Source organism: Streptomyces sp. NPDC002144, from assembly GCF_053593695.1.
Window position 1 is genome coordinate 127,201 of sequence record NZ_JBSFDB010000012.1, and the last position, 16,216, is coordinate 143,416.

At 72.9% G+C, this 16,216-nt stretch carries 13 protein-coding genes; 5 read left to right on the forward strand and 8 right to left on the reverse strand.

All coding sequences use genetic code 11. The features are described from left to right. Nucleotides 1–36: 36 nt before the first annotated feature. Both ACWCQ1_RS19970 and ACWCQ1_RS19975 read right to left on the reverse strand, forming a co-directional pair. Complete coding sequence (locus ACWCQ1_RS19970; protein WP_451027018.1) at nt 37–1,059, reverse strand: DNA topoisomerase IB; 1,023 nt, start codon at nt 1,057–1,059, stop codon at nt 37–39. 10 nt (nt 1,060–1,069) lie between these two features. Beyond that, nucleotides 1,070–1,873, reverse strand: coding sequence for an SDR family oxidoreductase (locus ACWCQ1_RS19975; RefSeq protein WP_451027019.1), 804 nt, complete (start codon nt 1,871–1,873; stop codon nt 1,070–1,072). Between the two features lie 100 nt (nt 1,874–1,973). On the opposite strand from ACWCQ1_RS19975, the gene ACWCQ1_RS19980 reads away from it, so the two are divergent. The 4 genes from ACWCQ1_RS19980 to ACWCQ1_RS19995 all read left to right on the forward strand — a co-directional run bounded on the left by ACWCQ1_RS19980 (nt 1,974) and on the right by ACWCQ1_RS19995 (nt 6,207). Then, on the forward strand, nt 1,974–3,014 hold the full coding sequence (locus ACWCQ1_RS19980) for a PHP domain-containing protein (protein ID WP_451027020.1): 1,041 nt from the start codon (nt 1,974–1,976) through the stop codon (nt 3,012–3,014). Between the two features lie 37 nt (nt 3,015–3,051). Then, complete coding sequence (locus tag ACWCQ1_RS19985; RefSeq protein ID WP_451027021.1) at nt 3,052–3,708, forward strand: HAD family hydrolase; 657 nt, start codon at nt 3,052–3,054, stop codon at nt 3,706–3,708. A gap of 85 nt (nt 3,709–3,793) precedes the next feature. Beyond that, nucleotides 3,794–4,957 (forward strand): FUSC family protein, encoded by a 1,164-nt coding sequence (locus ACWCQ1_RS19990; protein WP_451027022.1) that lies wholly within the window; start codon nt 3,794–3,796, stop codon nt 4,955–4,957. Nucleotides 4,958–5,241: 284 nt separating this feature from the next. Then, the gene (locus tag ACWCQ1_RS19995; RefSeq protein WP_451027023.1) at nt 5,242–6,207 is read left to right on the forward strand and encodes an SDR family NAD(P)-dependent oxidoreductase; all 966 of its coding nucleotides are present in this window, start codon (nt 5,242–5,244) and stop codon (nt 6,205–6,207) included. Nucleotides 6,208–6,249: 42 nt separating this feature from the next. On the opposite strand, the gene ACWCQ1_RS20000 is transcribed toward ACWCQ1_RS19995, so the two are convergent. Continuing rightward, complete coding sequence (locus tag ACWCQ1_RS20000) at nt 6,250–7,080, reverse strand: alpha/beta fold hydrolase (RefSeq protein ID WP_451027024.1); 831 nt, start codon at nt 7,078–7,080, stop codon at nt 6,250–6,252. A gap of 137 nt (nt 7,081–7,217) precedes the next feature. On the opposite strand from ACWCQ1_RS20000, the gene ACWCQ1_RS20005 reads away from it, so the two are divergent. Beyond that, entirely contained in the window at nt 7,218–8,246 is a 1,029-nt protein-coding gene (locus tag ACWCQ1_RS20005) for an SDR family oxidoreductase (protein WP_451027025.1), read from the forward strand. 29 nt (nt 8,247–8,275) lie between these two features. Here the strand turns inward: ACWCQ1_RS20005 and nrfD are convergent, their stop codons facing one another. From nrfD to ACWCQ1_RS20030, 5 genes are all read right to left on the reverse strand, one after another. Then, the gene (gene nrfD / locus ACWCQ1_RS20010) at nt 8,276–9,172 is read right to left on the reverse strand and encodes an NrfD/PsrC family molybdoenzyme membrane anchor subunit (RefSeq protein WP_451027066.1); all 897 of its coding nucleotides are present in this window, start codon (nt 9,170–9,172) and stop codon (nt 8,276–8,278) included. 56 nt (nt 9,173–9,228) lie between these two features. Then, complete coding sequence (locus ACWCQ1_RS20015; RefSeq protein WP_451027026.1) at nt 9,229–10,071, reverse strand: 4Fe-4S dicluster domain-containing protein; 843 nt, start codon at nt 10,069–10,071, stop codon at nt 9,229–9,231. Beyond that, nucleotides 10,068–13,313, reverse strand: a complete 3,246-nt coding sequence (gene fdh / locus ACWCQ1_RS20020) for a formate dehydrogenase (RefSeq protein ID WP_358599115.1) — start codon at nt 13,311–13,313, stop codon at nt 10,068–10,070. The genes ACWCQ1_RS20015 and fdh overlap by 4 nt, the downstream gene beginning before the upstream one ends. Before the next feature lie 355 nt (nt 13,314–13,668). Beyond that, nucleotides 13,669–14,958 carry an ROK family protein gene (locus tag ACWCQ1_RS20025; RefSeq protein WP_451027027.1) on the reverse strand — a complete coding sequence of 430 codons (1,290 nt, stop codon included), beginning with the start codon at nt 14,956–14,958 and terminating at the stop codon, nt 13,669–13,671. 116 nt (nt 14,959–15,074) lie between these two features. Further along, nucleotides 15,075–16,046 carry a phosphotransferase family protein gene (locus tag ACWCQ1_RS20030; RefSeq protein ID WP_451027067.1) on the reverse strand — a complete coding sequence of 324 codons (972 nt, stop codon included), beginning with the start codon at nt 16,044–16,046 and terminating at the stop codon, nt 15,075–15,077. Nucleotides 16,047–16,216 lie beyond the last annotated feature (170 nt).

Below are 16,216 nucleotides of genomic sequence, written 5' to 3' on the forward strand. Positions count from 1 at the left end.
CAATAGAGCGTAGAACGCGAGGCGGACGGCGACCCGTCAACGCCCGCTCTCCAGCAGATCCAGCACCGCCCGCTCGACGGCGCCCTGCGTGGCCGGACGCCCGAACTCGCCGTGCTCGCCCAGCCGGGTGAGCACGGCGGCGATCGTGACGTCCCGCTCGAACAGCTCGAAAACCTTCGGGTCGATGTAGGAGGCCCGGCACACGGCGGGCGTGTTGCCCAGGTAGTGACTGACCTCGCGGACCGCGCGGGCGATCTGCCGCCGGCGGGACGCGGGGGTGGCACGGGCCTGCGCGGTGGGGACGGAGAGCGCGACGGCTGCGAGGACCGTGGCGTGCCAGGTGCGGAAGTCCTTCGCGGTGATCTCCGTCCCGGACAGCCGCCGCAGCGCCTCATTCAGGTCGTCGCCGTGCAGATCGTGCCAGGCACCCCGGTCCCGGTACACGAACAGCCGCTCCTCAGGACGCCGGCGCCGCGCCAGGGACCGTACGACGGCGTGCGCCTGTTCGTCGACGAGGGCCCGTACGAGCTCGACGCCCCCCTTGGCCGGGTAACCGAACTCGATCTCACCACGGCGGCAGGTGACGTGCTCGCGCAGCATGGTCGTCAGGCCGTAGGTCTCGCTCTGCCTGGTGTGCCGGTCGCTGCCGATGCGGAAGAAGCCCAGGTCCAGCAGGCGCACGGCGCAGGCGGTGACCCGGGCCCGGCTCAGTCCGCGTCCGGCGAGGTCGATCGCCACCTTGGCGCGCAGTTCGGGCAGGGTGCGGGCGACCTCGCGGACGTGTTCGTGCTTGGCCTGCTCCTGCTGCGCGCGGAACCGCTCGTGGTAGAGGTACTGGCGGCGTCCGGCGTCGTCGGTGCCGACGGCCTGCAGATGCCCGTTGGGCCAGGGGCAGATCCACACGTCCCGCCAGGCCGGCGGGATGACCAGGCCGCGGATGCGGTCGAGATGGGCGGGGTCCTTCAGGGGTGCGCCGGTCTCGTCCCGGTAGCGGAAGCCGCGCCCGCAGCGGACGCGGCTGAAGCCGGGACGGTCGCAGTGGCTGGTGCGCAGTCTCACGGCCGCCCGCTCAGGGCCGCCGCCAGTCGTCACTGGCGAGATGCGAGCCCGCCTGCGGGCCCATCCGCAGCATTCCGCCGTCCACGCTCCAGGACGCGCCGGTGACGTATCCGGCGTCGGGGCTCGCGAGGAAGGCGATGACGGCGGCCACCTCACGGGCGTCACCGGGCCGGCCGAGCGGAATGCCCGGACGGGGCTCGGTGTGCACGTCGCCGTCCTCCTGGCCGGTCATCGGCGTGGCGATCTCACCCGGCGCGACGGCGTTGACGGTGATGCCGTACTCGGCGAGTTCCAGGGCCATCACCTGGGTGAGCAGTCCCAGACCGCCCTTGGCCGCGCAGTACGGGGCCGCGCCGACCCTCGGCTGGTGCTCGTGGACGGAGGTGACGTTGACGATGCGGCCGCCGTCGCCCTGCCGGATCATGTGCCGAGCCGCCCGCTGCCCGCACAGGAACGGGCCGACCAGATCGACGTCGAGGACCTCGCGGACGGTGTCCAGGTCCAGATCGAGGAACGGGGTCATGGTGCCCGTACCGGAGTTGTTGACCAGGACGTCGAGGCGGCCGAGCCGTTCGCACAGCTCGTCGACCGTGTCGGCGGCCTCGGGCAGGCCGGTCAGGTCCAGGTGGGCCACCTCGGCCCGCCGCCCGTGGGCGCGCACCTCGTCGGCGGTCTCCTCGGCGCCCTTGTGGTCGGTGTTCCAGGTGATGCCGACGTCCATGCCCGCCTCGGCCAGCCGGACGGCCGTGGCGCGGCCGATGCCCGAGTCGGAGCCGGTGACCACGGCCACCTTGCCGGAAGCTGATGGGGACATCGCCGACCTCCTGACCGTCGCTGAGGGTGGGGCATCGCAGTACCCCGGGTGAGCGGGCACAAACCGTGCGAGATCCGTGCGGCCGGGGAACCCTGGAGCCATGGATCCCGTCGAGGCGCTGGACCGGATCGCCTTCCTGCTGGAGCGGTCCCTGGCGCCGACCTACCGTGTCCGCGCCTTCCGTACGGCCTCCCGCGTGCTGGCGAGGCTGCCCGCGGACGAGGTGCGCGACCGGGCCGCCTCCGGGTCGTTGGAGTCGCTGAAGGGGGTCGGCCCGAAGACGGCTCAGGTCGTCCAGGAGGCACTGGCCGGGCAGGTGCCCGGTTATCTGCGCAAGCTGGAGGACGAGGCCGGGGCGGCGGACGGGGACCGGGCGGGCGCGGAGCTGCGGGCGCGGCTGCGCGGGGACTGCCATCTGCACTCGGACTGGTCGGACGGCGGCAGCCCGATCGAGGAGATGGGACGGGCCGCCGCGGCGCTCGGGCACGAGTGGGCGGCCCTGACCGACCATTCGCCGCGGCTGACGGTGGCGCGCGGGCTGTCGCCGGAGCGGCTGAGGGAGCAACTGGACGTGGTGGCGCGGCTGAACGAGACCTGGGCGCCGTTCCGGCTGCTGACCGGCATCGAGTGCGACATCCTCGAGGACGGCTCGCTGGACCAGGAACCCGGACTCCTCGAGCGGCTGGACGTGGTCGTGGTGTCGGTGCACTCCAAGCTGCGCATGGACGCCCGCTCGATGACCCGGCGCATGGTGGCCGCGGTCCGCGACGAGCACTCCGACGTGCTCGGGCACTGCACCGGCAGGCTGGTGACCGGGCGGGGGCGGCCCGAGTCGGAGTTCGACGCGGACGAGGTGTTCGCCGCGTGCGCCGAGACGGGCACCGCCCTGGAGATCAACAGCCGGCCCGAGCGGCTGGACCCGCCCCGGCGGCTGCTGCGCCGCGCGGTTCAGGCGGGCGTGCTCTTCTCGATCGACACCGACGCGCACGCGCCCGGCCAGCTGGACTGGCAGATCCTCGGCTGCGCCCGCGCCGAGGAGTGCGGGGTGCCGGCCGAGCGGGTGGTGAACACCTGGGCCCTCGACGACCTGCTCGCCTGGACCCGCCGGCGGCGCACGCCGGCGGGCGTGGCGGGCCCGTGACGTGGTACCCGAGCGAAGAGCGAGCAAGGGAGAACGCATGGAACGGGCGGCCGTGTTCGACGTCGACGGAACCCTCGTGGACACCAACCACCTGCATGTGGCGACCTGGTGGGAGGCGTTCCGGCAGGCGGGCCACCAGGTGCCCATGCACGCCATCCACCGGTCCGTCGGCCTGCCCTCGGAGGATCTGATCACCCGGGTGCTGGGCGAGGAGCGGGACAAGGACCGGGACGGCGAGCTGAGCGCCGCGCACAAGACGCTGTACGCGCAGTACTTCGACCGGCTGCCCGCGCTGGAGGACGCCGGCCGGCTGCTGCGACGGCTCCATCACGACGGCTGGCGGGTGGTGCTGGCCACCTCCGCGAGCGGCCCGGAACTGTCTGCCCTGCGGCGCGCGCTCTCCGCCGACGAGGCGATCCACGCCACGGCCAGCGCCGACGACGTCGAGGAGGGCAAGCCGGCCCCCGAGCCCGTCGAGCACGCCCTGGAGCTCGCCGGGGTGCCCGCCGAACGGGCGGTCTTCGTCGGCGACACCGTGTGGGACATGCGTGCGGCCACCCGGGCCGGCGTGCGCTGCGTCGGTGTGCTGTGCGGCGGAATCCCGCGCGCCGACCTGGAGGAGGCGGGCGCGGAGGCGGTGTACGACGATCCCGCGCACCTCCTGGCCGATCTGGACGGCAGCCCGCTGGCCTGACTACGGCCCGCAGTCCGGCTCCGAGTGCGGCACGTCACTGTGTCCGGGCTGCTGTGGTCAGCCGATCTTCGGTTACCCGCACCGGATGACGCGAGTGACCGAAGCGGTACGACGATCAGCACAGGGCGGGCAGTGGACCGGCGTCGGACGGAACGTGCGGGCGGCCTGGCGCTCGCCGGGCCGGGAGCGGGATCTGGTCGTGCAGTCGCTGAAGGCCGCGGGGGCGGCGGTGCTGGCGTGGTTCGTGGCGAGCGACGGCATGGACGACCCGATGGCCCTGATGGCTCCCTGGGTGGCGCTGGTGCTGGTGCAGGCCACCGTGTACAGCTCCCTGCGGCGCGCGGCGCAGCAGTTCGCGGCGATCTGCACCGGCACGGTGTTCGCCTCACTGGCCCAGGCGGTCACCGGGAACACGCTGGGCGCGCTGGCGCTGTGCCTGCCGGTGCTCATGCTGCTGTCCAACTGGTCCCGCTTCGGCGACCAGGGCATCTACGGCGCCACCACCGCGGTGTTCACGCTCGCGGCCGGCAGTGTCACTGCGGCCACGGTCGGGCACCGGGTGGGGCAGGCGGCGCTCGGCGCGGTGATCGGGATCGCCGTCAACGCGCTGGTGCTGCCGCCGATCCATCTGCGGGACGTCCGGGAGAACCTCGCGACCCTCGCCGAGGAGGCGGGGGACATGCTGCGGACGGTCGCCGACGACATGCGGCACGAGCGCTGGGACGCGGCGACCGTGGGCGGCTGGCGGCACGGCGCCGCCCGGCTCGAACACCGGCTGGAGGCGGTGCGCTCGGCCCGCCGCTGGAGCCGGGAGAGCCTGCGCCTGACCAGCAGGCCGCTGCGCAGGCTGCGCCGGCTGCCCTCGGACATACCGCCCGACAGCGAGGACGAGCGCTGGAGCCGGATCACCGGCCACGTGGTGACACTCACCCGCACCCTCGCGGTCGCCGCCGAGGACGAACGGACGCCCACGGCGCCCGACGCCCCGGTGCTGCACACCTACGGGCAGCTGCTGGAGCTGATCGCGCGGGCCTGCCACGCGCAGGGGCGCCGGCTGCTCGACGGGCCCGGCGAGGAGGAGGTGGACGAGCGGGTCGAGGAAACCCGGCGCGAGCTGCACCGGCGGCTGCAGGAGGGGCTGCGGGAGCAGGCCGGGTACGGGGCGGACCGTACGACGGTCCTCGGGTCGCTGCTGCTGCAGGCGGAGAACCTGTGGGCGGACACCGTTCCGGCCGCCGCGCGCGGGTGACGCAGATCACCGCGCAAGGATCCCAACGGCGGAACACCACAAGGTAGTTCGCCGTTGAACAAGCCGTGGGTGCGGATGGGACAGTGTCCCCGGGCCTCACCATTCGCCCACAGGGACGATCGTTCGGCTGAAGCCCTGTGGAGCCCTTCGCCGAGAGGCGACCGCCATCCGTGCCCACCCTTCGACGGCCCCGACCGAGATTCCCCCGTCCGGTCGGGGCCCTTCCGCATCCGGCCCCGGTCCCGCTTGACTTCGAGCGCACTTCACTTCGTAGCGTTCACGGCATGACCACTGCACAGCACAAGATCGGATCCGGATTCGGCGCGACCAGCACCGCCGACGACGTCCTGCGGGGCATCGATCTCACGGGGAGGCTCGCGCTGGTCACCGGCGGCTACTCGGGCCTCGGCCTGGAGACGACCCGGGCCCTGACGAGGGCGGGCGCCCATGTCGTCGTCCCGGCGCGGCGCCGGGCCACCGCCGAGGAGGCGCTGGCCGGTGTGACCGGCGTCGAGGTGGACGAGCTGGACCTCGGGGACCTGGAGAGCGTGCGTTCCTTCGCCGACCGGTTCCTGGCCTCCGGACGGACCGTCGACATCGTGATCAACAGCGCCGGGATCATGGCGTGCCCGGAGACACGGGTGGGACCGGGCTGGGAGGCGCAGTTCGCCACCAACCACCTTGGTCACTTCACCCTCGTCAACCGGCTGTGGCCGGCGATCGCGGCGGGCGGCGCCCGCGTCGTCTCCGTCTCCTCCCGCGCCCACCACTTCTCCGGCATGCGCTGGGACGACGTGCAGTGGACGAGCGGCTACGACAAGTGGGAGGCCTACGGCCAGGCCAAGACCGCGAACGTCCTCTTCGCCGTCCACCTCGACCGGCTGGGGCGTGACGCCGGTGTCCGCGCCTTCTCCCTGCACCCCGGCGGCATCCTCACGCCCCTCCAACGGCACATCCCCAAGGAGGAGATGATCGAACGCGGCTGGATCGACGCGGACGGCAACCTCCTCAACCCGCAGGGCTTCAAGACCCCGGAACAGGGCGCCGCCACCCAGGTGTGGGCGGCGACCTCCCCCCAACTGGACGGCCTGGGCGGCGTCTACCTGGAGGACTGCGATATCGCCGAGATCGCCCCGCCGGACGAGTCGACCACCAACGGCGTCAAGCAGTGGGCGATCGACCCGGACCAGGCGGCCCGCCTGTGGGACCTGTCCGCGCAACTGACGGGCGTGAACGCCTTCGCCGCCTAGCGGAAGGAGCGGCGCCCGGTCGGCGGGGGCCGGGGGCCGGACTCAGTCCGTCATGAACTCCCGCAGATCCGCGGTCAGTTGCTCGGCATGGGTGGCGAAGAGGCCGTGGCCGGCGTTCTCGTAGACCTTGAGGGTGGCCTCGGGCAGGAGGCGGGCGGCCCGGTGGGCTGTCGTCTCCAGGGGGGCCGAGGTGTCGTGGGTGCCGTGGATCACCAGGGCCGGCAGGTCGAGCTTGGGGAGTTCGGCGGTGACGTCGACGACGGCGATCAGCGCCTGGACGGCGGCCGTGGAGCGAGGCGTGGAGATCAGGGCGCGGTCGACGATGTGGTGCCGGTACGCCGGGGACACGTCGTTGCCGGGGCGCTCGACGGCGAAGAAGGCGTCGACGCCGTCCCGGAAGAAGGCCGCGCGGTCGCGCCGGCAGACCTCGTTCGCGGCCAGCACCACGTCCTGGTCCACGCCGTCCGGGTTGTCGGCGGTGCGCACCACGCCCGGCGCGATCCCGGCGACGAAGGCGACCCGGGCCACCCGCTCGGTGCCGTGCCGGGTGAGGCAGCGGGTGATCTCGACGCTGCCCATCGAGTGACCGATCAGGGTCGCCTGCCACAGGTCCAGGTGGTCCAGGAGCCCGTGCAGGTCGTCGGCGAGGGTGTCGAGGTCGAACCCGCCCCACACGTCGTCGGAGCGGCCGTGCCCCCGGCGGTCCAGGCCCACGCAGCGCAGGCCCTCCTCGGCGAGCCGGGGCACCTGGAACTCCCACATCTCCGAGCCCAGGTAGGCGCTGTTGACGAAGACGGCCACGGGTCCGTCGGCCGGTCCGTAGTCGACGTAGTGCAGCCGCGTACCGTCGGCGGGGCTGGCGAAGTACGGCATGGACGTCCTCCTGGGATCCGGTGCGGTGGGTACGTCCCTCATGCTTCCGCGCGGCGCCGAGCGGGTCGATTACCTCCGACGTCATGAACCCAGCACGGGCCGGGTACTCGGTCTCTCCCCCGGGAAGGGAGTCGATCGTGAGCGGCACGACGGGCAGCAGGATCGTGGTCACGGGCGCCACCGGCAACGTCGGTACCAGCGTGGTGCGCGCCCTGGCCGAGGAATCGGACGTCGGCTCCGTGCTGGGGCTGGCCCGGCGGATACCCGAGTGGTCCCCGCCCCGGACGGACTGGTCCCCGGTCGACCTGGCGTCGGAGCGCACGGATCTGGCCAAGGTGTTCGCGGACGCCGACGCGGTGGTGCATCTGGCCTGGGCCTTCCAGCCCACGCACGATCCGGCGGTGACGTGGCGGACCAATGTCCTCGGCAGTATCCGGGTGTTCGAGGCGGTGGCGAGGGCGGGGGTGCCGACGCTGGTGCACGCCTCGTCGGTCGGGGCGTACTCGCCGGGGCCGAAGGGACGCGCGGTGGACGAGTCCTGGCCGACGCACGGCTGGCCGGACGCGGCGTACTGCCGGGAGAAGGCGTATCTGGAGCGCGCCCTGGACACCTTCGAGCGGGAACATCCCGAGGTGCGGGTGGTGCGGATGCGGCCGGCGTTCCTGTTCAAGCGGGAGTCGGCGAGCGAGCAGCGCCGGATCTTCGGCGGACGGTTCCTGCCGGGGCCGCTGGCGCGTCCGGAGATGCTGCCGTTCCTCCCGGACATCCCGGGGCTGCGGGTGCAGGCCCTGCACACCGACGACGCGGCCCGGGCGTACGTCCTCGCGCTCGCCCAGGAGGTACGCGGCGCCTTCAACCTGGCCGCGGAGCCGCCGGTCGACGCGGAGATGCTGGGCGAGATGCTGGGCACGCGCCCGGTGCGGCTCCCCCGCGCCGCGGCCCGCAGGGCGATCGCCGCGGCCTGGGGACTGCACCTGCTGCCCGCCTCACCCCACCTCTTCGACGCGGTCCTTCGGCTGCCCCTGATGGACTGCACCCGCGCCCGCACGGAGCTGGGCTGGGAGCCCGAGCACACGGCGACGGAGGTTCTGGAGGAGTTCCTGCACGGCCTGCAGCACGGAGCGGGAGCCGACACGGAGCCGCTGCGCGGACGCAAAGTCGGATGAGGCCCGGGACCGGGGTGTGAGCCGAGGGCTCACACCCCCTCTTCGTCGAGCCTCTCCCGCTGGGGCACCACCGTGTACTTGGGGTCCTTCGCCGAGGCCACGCCCGCCGCGAACACACCGAAGCGGGTGCAGGCCGAGCCGGCGAGGAGGGCGAGGCCCGAGGCGATCGCCGGACCGCGGCGGCCGCCGAAGGCCACCGCGCCCAGCCCGCCTGCCGCCGTCAGCACCCGGGCCGCCCGCAGGAGGTTTCCGGCCCTGCCCTCCTTCCAGGTCTCCGCGACCATGCCCAGCCGCCGCTCCGCGGCCTTCTCCACCGCCGCGTCGGCCAGCGCAGCGAGCCCCGCGGCGCAGCGCGCCGGCGCGTTCTCGCCGGTGGGACCGACCGCCAGGGCCATCCCGGCCGCCGCGGCCGCCGCGGAGGCACCGAAGAGGTACGGCAGCTCACGGTGGGCCCCGTGCCAGGCCGGAACGGCGGTGTCCGCGGCCAGCACCCCGGTGTACGTGGCGACCGCGGGCCCCAGCAGTGCCGCGGCGCCGGTTGCCGCGCCCCCGAGCCGCGGCAACCGGCCGGTCACGGCGCTCGCCGCCGCCGCGCCCGCCGCCGGTCCGTAGACCGACAGCAGCCACGACCCCACGCTCATGGGCGAGGTCGGCTTGAACACCCGCAGCATGTTCGCGAACCGGCCGGGCCGGCCCAGGTCATGGATGAGCGCGGCCGCGGACAGCGAGATCGCGCCGAGCGAGGACACCTTCAGCGCCGTGGCGGTCGTCGTACGGCCGGTCAGATGCGCGCCCGCCGCGAGGACCGACCCGGCGCCCGCGAGCCCGCCCAGGAAGAAGTACCCGGCGATGTCGGGGGCGGCCCAGGACGGCGCCTTGATGACGGGACGGCCGTAGTACGACTGGAATTCCGCGCGCGGCACCATCGCCTGCTCGCCCCGCCGGCGCCTGCGCCCCGAGCGCTGCGGACGTTCCGAGACGGTCATCGCCGGCCCCTTCCCGCGAGCGCGAAGCAGGCCGCGACCCCGCCCAGCAGGGACAGGGCGGCCGCGCCCGCGTGCTTCCACATGGCCGGCAGGTCCCGGGTGGTGACGACGGGGTCCGGCGGCAGCCCGTACACCTCCGGCTGGTCCAGCAGCAGGAAGAACGCGCCGTCGCCGCCCACGCCGTTGTCGGGGTCGTCGCCGTACAGCCTCGCGTCGGTGACGCCGGCCTCGTGCAGCTGGTCGACGCGCAGCGCGGCCCGCTCGCGCAGTTCGTCCAGCGGGCCGAACTGGATGGACTCGGTGGGGCAGGCCTTGGCGCAGGCCGGTTCCTGCCCCGCGCCAAGGCGGTCGTAGCACATCGTGCACTTGAACGCCCGGCCGTCGTGCGGGCGTTGCTCGATGACGCCGTACGGGCAGGCCGGCACGCAGTAGCCGCAGCCGTTGCAGATGTCCTCCTGCACGACGACGGTGCCGAACTCGGTGCGGAACAGCGAGCCCGTGGGGCACACGTCGAGGCAGGCGGCGTGGGTGCAGTGCTTGCACACGTCGGAGGACATCAGCCAGCGCAGTTCGCCCGAGCCGTCGACGGCCGTCTCCTGGGCGGTCGCCCCGCCCTCCACGACGGGCAGTTCGGTACGGCCGTCGGGGCGCGGCTGCTCGATGAAGGCGACGTGCCGCCAGGTGGAGGCGCCGAGCGCCTGGGTGTTGTCGTAGGACATGCCGGTCAGGGACAGGCCGTCCTCGGGGATGGCGTTCCACTCCTTGCAGGCCACCTCGCAGGCCTTGCAGCCGATGCAGACGGAGGTGTCGGTGAAGAACCCGACGCGTTCCTCGCTCACTTGCGCACCTCCGTCCCGGTGGTCCCGGTGATGCCGGCCCGCCGCCGGTACTCGGCGACCAGCTTCGGCAGGTCAGGTCCGCGCGGCCGGCGGCCCGGGAGGATGTCGGCGGACAGCGCCTTGTCCTCCTGGATGTGAGCGTTGGGGTCGAGGGAGATGGAGGTCAGCTCGTTGGCCGCGTCGCCCGTGGCCACACCGTTGGGCCCCCAGTGGAAGGGCAGCCCGATCTGGTGGACCGTGCGGCCCTGCACCCGCAGCGGGCGGATCCGCTCCGTCACCAGCACGCGTGCCTCGACGGCGTTGCGGGCGGTGACGACGGTGGCCCAGCCGCCGTTCTCCAGGCCGCGCTCGCGGGCCAGTTGGGGCGAGACCTCGCAGAAGAACTCCGGCTGCAGCTCGGACAGGTACTCGGACCAGCGGCTCATGCCGCCCGCCGTGAAGTGCTCGGTCAGCCGGTGGGTGGTGACGACGTACGGGAAGACGTCGGCGCCCTTCTCGTCGCCGCTGGGGTGGTAGCGGTTGCCCTCGCGGGGCATCAGCTGGCGCACCGGGCTGCGCGGGGTCGACGGGTAGAGGGCGTTGGGGAAGGGCGAGTCCTGGGGCTCGTAGTGGGTCGGCAGCGGACCGTCCTCGAGGCCCGCCGGGGTGTAGAGCCAGCCCTTGCCGTCGGCCTGCATGATGAACGGGTCGTCGCCGCGCAGCGCGTCGGGGCCTTCGGCGTCCTCGTCGGGCACGTGGTCGGGGGCGCGGTCGGGCACGAAGTCCGGGACGTCGTGGCCGGTCCACTTCCCGGCCTCCGCGTCCCACCAGAGGTACTTCTTGCGTTCGCTCCACGGGGTGCCGTCGGGGGCGGCGGAGGCGCGGTTGTAGAGGATGCGCCGGTTGGCGGGCCAGGCCCAGGCCCATTCGGCGGCCACCCAGTCCTGCTCCGAGCCGGGCTTCTTGCGGGCGGACTGGTTGACGCCGTCGGCGTAGACACCGCAGTAGATCCAGCAGCCGCAGCGGGTGGAGCCGTCGTCCTTCAGCTCGGTGTAGGCGCTGAGCGGGCCGTTGTCGGGGCCGTGGCCGCTGATCTCGGCGAGGACGGCGTCGGCGACGGGTTCCTCGAGCTCGCCGGTGACCGGATAGTCCCAGGCGAGGTCCTGGATCGGCCGGTCCATGGGGTCGGTGGAGCCGGCCAGCCGTTCCTTGATGCGGCGCCCCAGGTGGTACATGAACCACAGGTCGCTGCGCGCGTCGCCCTCCGGTTCCACGGCCGCGTAGTGCCACTGCACCCAGCGGTTGGTGTTGGTGAAGGAGCCGGACTTCTCGGTGTGGGCGGCCGCCGGGAAGAAGAACACCTCGGTGCCGATGTCCTCGGTGCGCAGCTCGCCGCTCTCGATCTCGGGACCGTCCTTCCACCAGGTCGCCGACTCGATGAGGGAGAAGTCGCGTACGACCAGCCACTCCAGGTTGGCCATGCCCAGGCGCTGCAGCCGGGTGTTGGCGGAGCCGACGGCCGGGTTCTCGCCGAGCAGGAAGTAGCCCTTGCAGTCGCCGTCGAGCTGGGCCATCACCGTGTCGTAGGTGGAGTGGGAGCCGGTCAGGCGCGGCAGGTGGTCGAAGCAGAAGTCGTTGTCGGGGGTGGCGGCATCGCCGTAGTAGGCCTTCAGCAGGCTGACGATGTACGCCCGCATGTTCGCCCAGAAGCCCTTCACCGTGCGGGTCGTCTCGATGAAGTTGTCGAGGTTCATGTCCTCGTGGGCGTGCGGCATCGGGATGTAGCCGGGCAGCAGGTTGAACAGGGTCGGGATGTCGCTGGAGCCCTGGATGGAGGCGTGGCCGCGCAGCGCCTGGATGCCGCCGCCGGGGCGGCCGATGTTGCCGAGCAGCAGCTGCAGGACGCACGCGGCGCGGATGAACTGGGAGCCGGTGGTGTGCTGGGTCCAGCCGACGGCGTAGCAGAAGGCGCTGGTGCGCTCGGGTCCGGAGTTGCGGGTCAGCTCGTCGCACACGCGCCGGAAGGTCTCGCGGGGGATGCCGCAGACGTCCTCGACCATCTCGGGGGTGTAGCGGGCGTAGTGGCGCTTGAGTACCTGGTAGACGCAGCGCGGGTGCTGCAGGGTCTCGTCGGTGGGGGCGCGGTGCCCGGTGCGGGCGCCGCCGGAGCCGTGCGCCTCGGCGCCGGCGGCCTTGCGGGTGCGCTCCTCGTACATCTCGTCGGCCTCGCCCGCGGGCTGCTGGATCTGCACGCCCTCGTACTGCCAGGTGGAGGGGTCGTAGTGGGCCTTCTCCGCGTCGAGTCCGGAGAACACGCCGTCGAGGTCCTCGGTGTCCTGGAAGTCCTCGCTGACCAGGGTGGCGGCATTGGTGTACTTCAGGACGTACTCGCGGAAGTCCTTCCCCTCGGTCAGGACGTGGTTGATGATCCCGCCGAGGAAGGCGATGTCGGTGCCCGCGCGGATCGGGACGTACAGGTCGGCGAGGGCGCTGGTGCGGTTGTAGCGGGGGTCGACGTCGATGATGCGGGCGCCGCGTTTCTTGGCCTCCATCACCCACTGGAAGCCGACCGGGTGGCACTCGGCGAAGTTGGAGCCCTCGATGACGATGCAGTCGGAGTGCTGCAGGTCCTGCATGAAGGTGGTGGCGCCGCCGCGGCCGAAGCTGGTGCCGAGTCCGGCGACCGTCGCGCTGTGACAGACCCGGGCCTGGTTCTCCACCTGGACCACGCCGAGGCCGGTCAGCAGCTTCTTGATGAGGTAGTTCTCCTCGTTGTCCAGTGTCGCGCCGCCGAGGCTGGCGATGCCCATGGTGCGGGCGGTGCGCATCCCCTCGTGTTCCCACTCCCAGGTCTCGCGCCGGGTGCGGATCACGCGCTCGGCGACCATGTCCATCGCCGTTTCCAGGTCGAGGGTCTCCCAGTCACCCGAGTACGGACGGCGGTACAGCACCTGGTGCTCACGGGCCGGTCCGGTGGTCAGCTGGAGGGTGGCCGAGCCCTTGGGGCACAGACGGCCGCGGCTGACCGGGGAGTCGGGGTCGCCCTCGATCTGGACGACCTTCTCGTCCTTCACGTACACCTGCTGGCCGCAGCCGACCGCACAGTACGGGCAGACGGACTGCACCACCCGGTCCGCGCGGTCGGTGCGCGGACGCAGGCTCTCGGTGTACGGCGATTTCGCGGCGGCACCCCGTCCTGTGCGGTCGGTGCCGGTGAGCTGACGGTAGACGGGCCAGGAGCGGATCCGGTCGCCCATACCCATGATGGCTCCCTGTCGCAGTCAGGCGGAGGACTCGTCCGGCGCGGGATGTTCGGGGTGGACGGTGGCCGAGCGGGGGGCCGTCCTGGCGTCCCGTCCCGGCCTCGTCGGTGTCGGGCGTATCCGACTCGTTCTCCGCGTCGGCCGGCAGCGGGATGTCCAGGGGATCCTCACCCTCACGCACCAGCTGGTCCGGCAGATCCCTCGGCACGGGCTCGCCGCCCTGGCCTGTGTCACGCCGATCGGCCACGGCGCACTCCCTTCACCTCGTCGGGCGAGACGCGAGTACCTCCGGGCGCGGCGCGCGAAACGTCCGTATGCGCGGATGACTGCCGTGACCGGCGCGTCGCGCGGCGCCTCAGTGGGGAGCGCGCTCCTCCAGCGCCGTCCGCCAGGCCGGGACCGGCCCCTCGGGAGCGGGTTCCAGGCGCCGCCCGCCACGGGCGAAGAAGTCGGCGAGCGGCAGGATCGCCGCACCGACGGTGACCGCGTCCGGACCGAGCCGGCCCAGGTCGATCGTGACCTTCTCGGCCGGGTGCCGCAGCGCGTACGAGGCCGCGTGCCGGCGCACCGCGGGCAGGAACCGCGTACCGAGCTGGAGTCCCGCCCAGCCACCGATGAGGATCCGCTCGGGCTGGAAGAGGTTGATCAGGTCGGACAGTCCGGCGCCCAGGTACTCGGCCGTCTCCTCCAGCACGGCCAGAGCGACCGGGTCGGCCGTGCCTCCCTCGGCCGGGTACGCGGCGGCGAGCATCGCGGTCAGCGCCGTCTCCTCGTCGGTGCCCTCCGGGGGCCGCCCGCCCTCCTCGCGCCAGCGTTCCAGCAGGGACTCGGCCCCGGCGTAGGCCTCCAGGCAGCCGAGCGCGCCGCACCGGCAGCGGCGCCCCCTGACCCGTACCGTCAGATGCCCCCACTCGACGGCCCGGCCGTGCTCCACCTCGGGCGTGACCAGACAGGCGCCGACGCCGGAGCCGAACAGGACGACGATCGCGTTGTGGGCCCCGCGTCCGGCGCCGAACCACATCTCGGCCTGGCCGAGGGTCTTGGCGCCGTTGTCGATGAAGTAACGGACGGTGTCCGGGAGTCCGGACGTCGAGCGGAGCAGCGCCTCCAGCGGGATCGCGTCCCAGCCGATGGTCTGCCCGTGCACGACGGCACCGCGGTCGGGGGTGTGCTCGACGATGCCGGGGACGCCGATGCCGACGCCCAGCAGCCGGCCGGCGTCGACTCCGGTGCCGGCGAGCACCTCGGCGATTCCGTCGCGGATGTGGCCGACGATGACCTCGACCTCGTACCGCTGCTGGGTGAGGGGCCGCTCGGCGCGGGCGAGTTCGGTGAGAGTGAGGTCGAACAGCTCGACGCGGACGCGGGTCTCGCCGACGTCGACGCCGATCATGTGGCCCGCGCCGGGTGCCACGCGCAGCAGGGTGCGGGGGCGGCCGCCGTCGGAGTCGACGCTGCCGGCCTCCTCGACCAGCCCGTCGGCGACCAGGTCCGCGACGACGTTGCTCACCGAGCCGGAGCTCAGTCCGGTGACCGGGCCGAGTTCGAAGCGGCTCAGCGGTCCGTCGAAGTAGAGCCGCTGCAGCACGGCCGTGCGGTTGGCCCGCCTGAGGTCCCGTACCGTGCGCCCGTTCCGCCCCGCCATGTGGCTCCTCCCGAACCCTGTCCGAGCTGCAACATACCTCCGCGAGGGGGCCCGGCGCGACATTCCTCCAACCCTTAGTTCACGTTGTGAGCTAAGAGACGGTGCTCTGCGGCGGGCTATGCGGCGGAGCTGGAGGCCAGATCCTCGATCTCGTCCAGGGCCGCGACGAGTTCGGGGGCGACCCGTTCCTGACGCCACTCCTCGTGCTCCAGTCCGCGCGGGACGACCTCCGTCAGCATGATCAGGTAGAGGTAGGCCCGGTAGAGGGCGAGCCGCAGGAGAGCTCCCCGGTCGAACTCGGTCCGGCCGCCGGCCTCGCGATAGCCCGCCAGGAACACCTCGTCCTTCCTGATGTCCCCGAGCAGCGCCAGCGAGACGAAGTCGGCCAGCGGGTCGCCCCAGAACATGCGCTCGCCGTCGATCAGCCCGCCGATGCGGGTCTCCCGCGCCGAGCGGTCGAGCAGGATGTTGCCCTGCCACAGGTCGAAGTGGACGAGGCGCGGGACGGTGACCGTGTCGAGCGCGCCGTAGGCGGAGCGGACGGTCCGGGCCACCTCGTCGACGGGGCGGGGCAGCCGGGCCCGGTACTCGCGGGCGTCGTCCAGGACGGCGTCCAGCATTCCGGCGAACGCCGTGCGCCAGTCGGCGGCGAGCGGACCGAGCGCCCCGGACGGATACCCGAACGCCGGCCCGGTCACCCGGTGCAGCCGCGCCACCTGGCGCCCCAACTCGGTCCGCAGCGGCGGCCGTTGGACCGGCGGCAGCGAGTCGTCCCAGGGGTCGCCGGGGCACGCGGTCATCAGCAGGACCTCGCGTTCGGCGTCGAGCGCGATCACCCGCGGTGCGGGCACGTCGGCCTGCTCGGCGCCCCGGTAGAACTCGGCCTCCGCGACGAGCAACCGGCGCTCGTGGCGCAGGCCGGGGGTGTTCGGCGCGACCTTGAGCACATAGCGGACGCCGTCGGTGAGCCGCAGCTCCTCGACGGTGTTGTAGGTGCCGCCGCTCAGGGGGCGCAGCTGGGCGAGTCGGCCGGGCGGGATGTCCGCACCCGCCAGGATGCTTCGGGCCCGCTCCCAGGAGTCCACCACCGTGCGCCCACCTCCCCTGCCGGTCACGTCCTCGACGTCATGCCCGTCCGCGACGAGTGCGTCGATCCACTCCTCGGCCGCCACCGTGTCCCCGCCCGGCGTGCGATCACGGAACAGGGTACGGAACGCCTCCCGCACACCGGCGCCATTCTCGAACCGTCGCCGCACGA

Excerpts from the sequence above, each read along its gene's own strand:
- ACWCQ1_RS19975 (WP_451027019.1), bottom strand. The coding sequence starts at position 1,873 with ATGTCCCCATCAGCTTCCGGCAAGGTGGCCGTGGTCACCGGCTCCGAC.
- ACWCQ1_RS19980 (WP_451027020.1), top strand. The coding sequence starts at position 1,974 with ATGGATCCCGTCGAGGCGCTGGACCGGATCGCCTTCCTGCTGGAGCGG.
- ACWCQ1_RS19985 (WP_451027021.1), top strand. The coding sequence starts at position 3,052 with ATGGAACGGGCGGCCGTGTTCGACGTCGACGGAACCCTCGTGGACACC.
- ACWCQ1_RS19990 (WP_451027022.1), top strand. The coding sequence starts at position 3,794 with ATGACGCGAGTGACCGAAGCGGTACGACGATCAGCACAGGGCGGGCAG.
- ACWCQ1_RS19995 (WP_451027023.1), top strand. The coding sequence starts at position 5,242 with ATGACCACTGCACAGCACAAGATCGGATCCGGATTCGGCGCGACCAGC.
- ACWCQ1_RS20000 (WP_451027024.1), bottom strand. The coding sequence starts at position 7,080 with ATGCCGTACTTCGCCAGCCCCGCCGACGGTACGCGGCTGCACTACGTC.
- nrfD (WP_451027066.1), bottom strand. The coding sequence starts at position 9,172 with ATGGTGCCGCGCGCGGAATTCCAGTCGTACTACGGCCGTCCCGTCATC.
- fdh (WP_358599115.1), bottom strand. The coding sequence starts at position 13,313 with ATGGGTATGGGCGACCGGATCCGCTCCTGGCCCGTCTACCGTCAGCTC.
- ACWCQ1_RS20025 (WP_451027027.1), bottom strand. The coding sequence starts at position 14,958 with ATGGCGGGGCGGAACGGGCGCACGGTACGGGACCTCAGGCGGGCCAAC.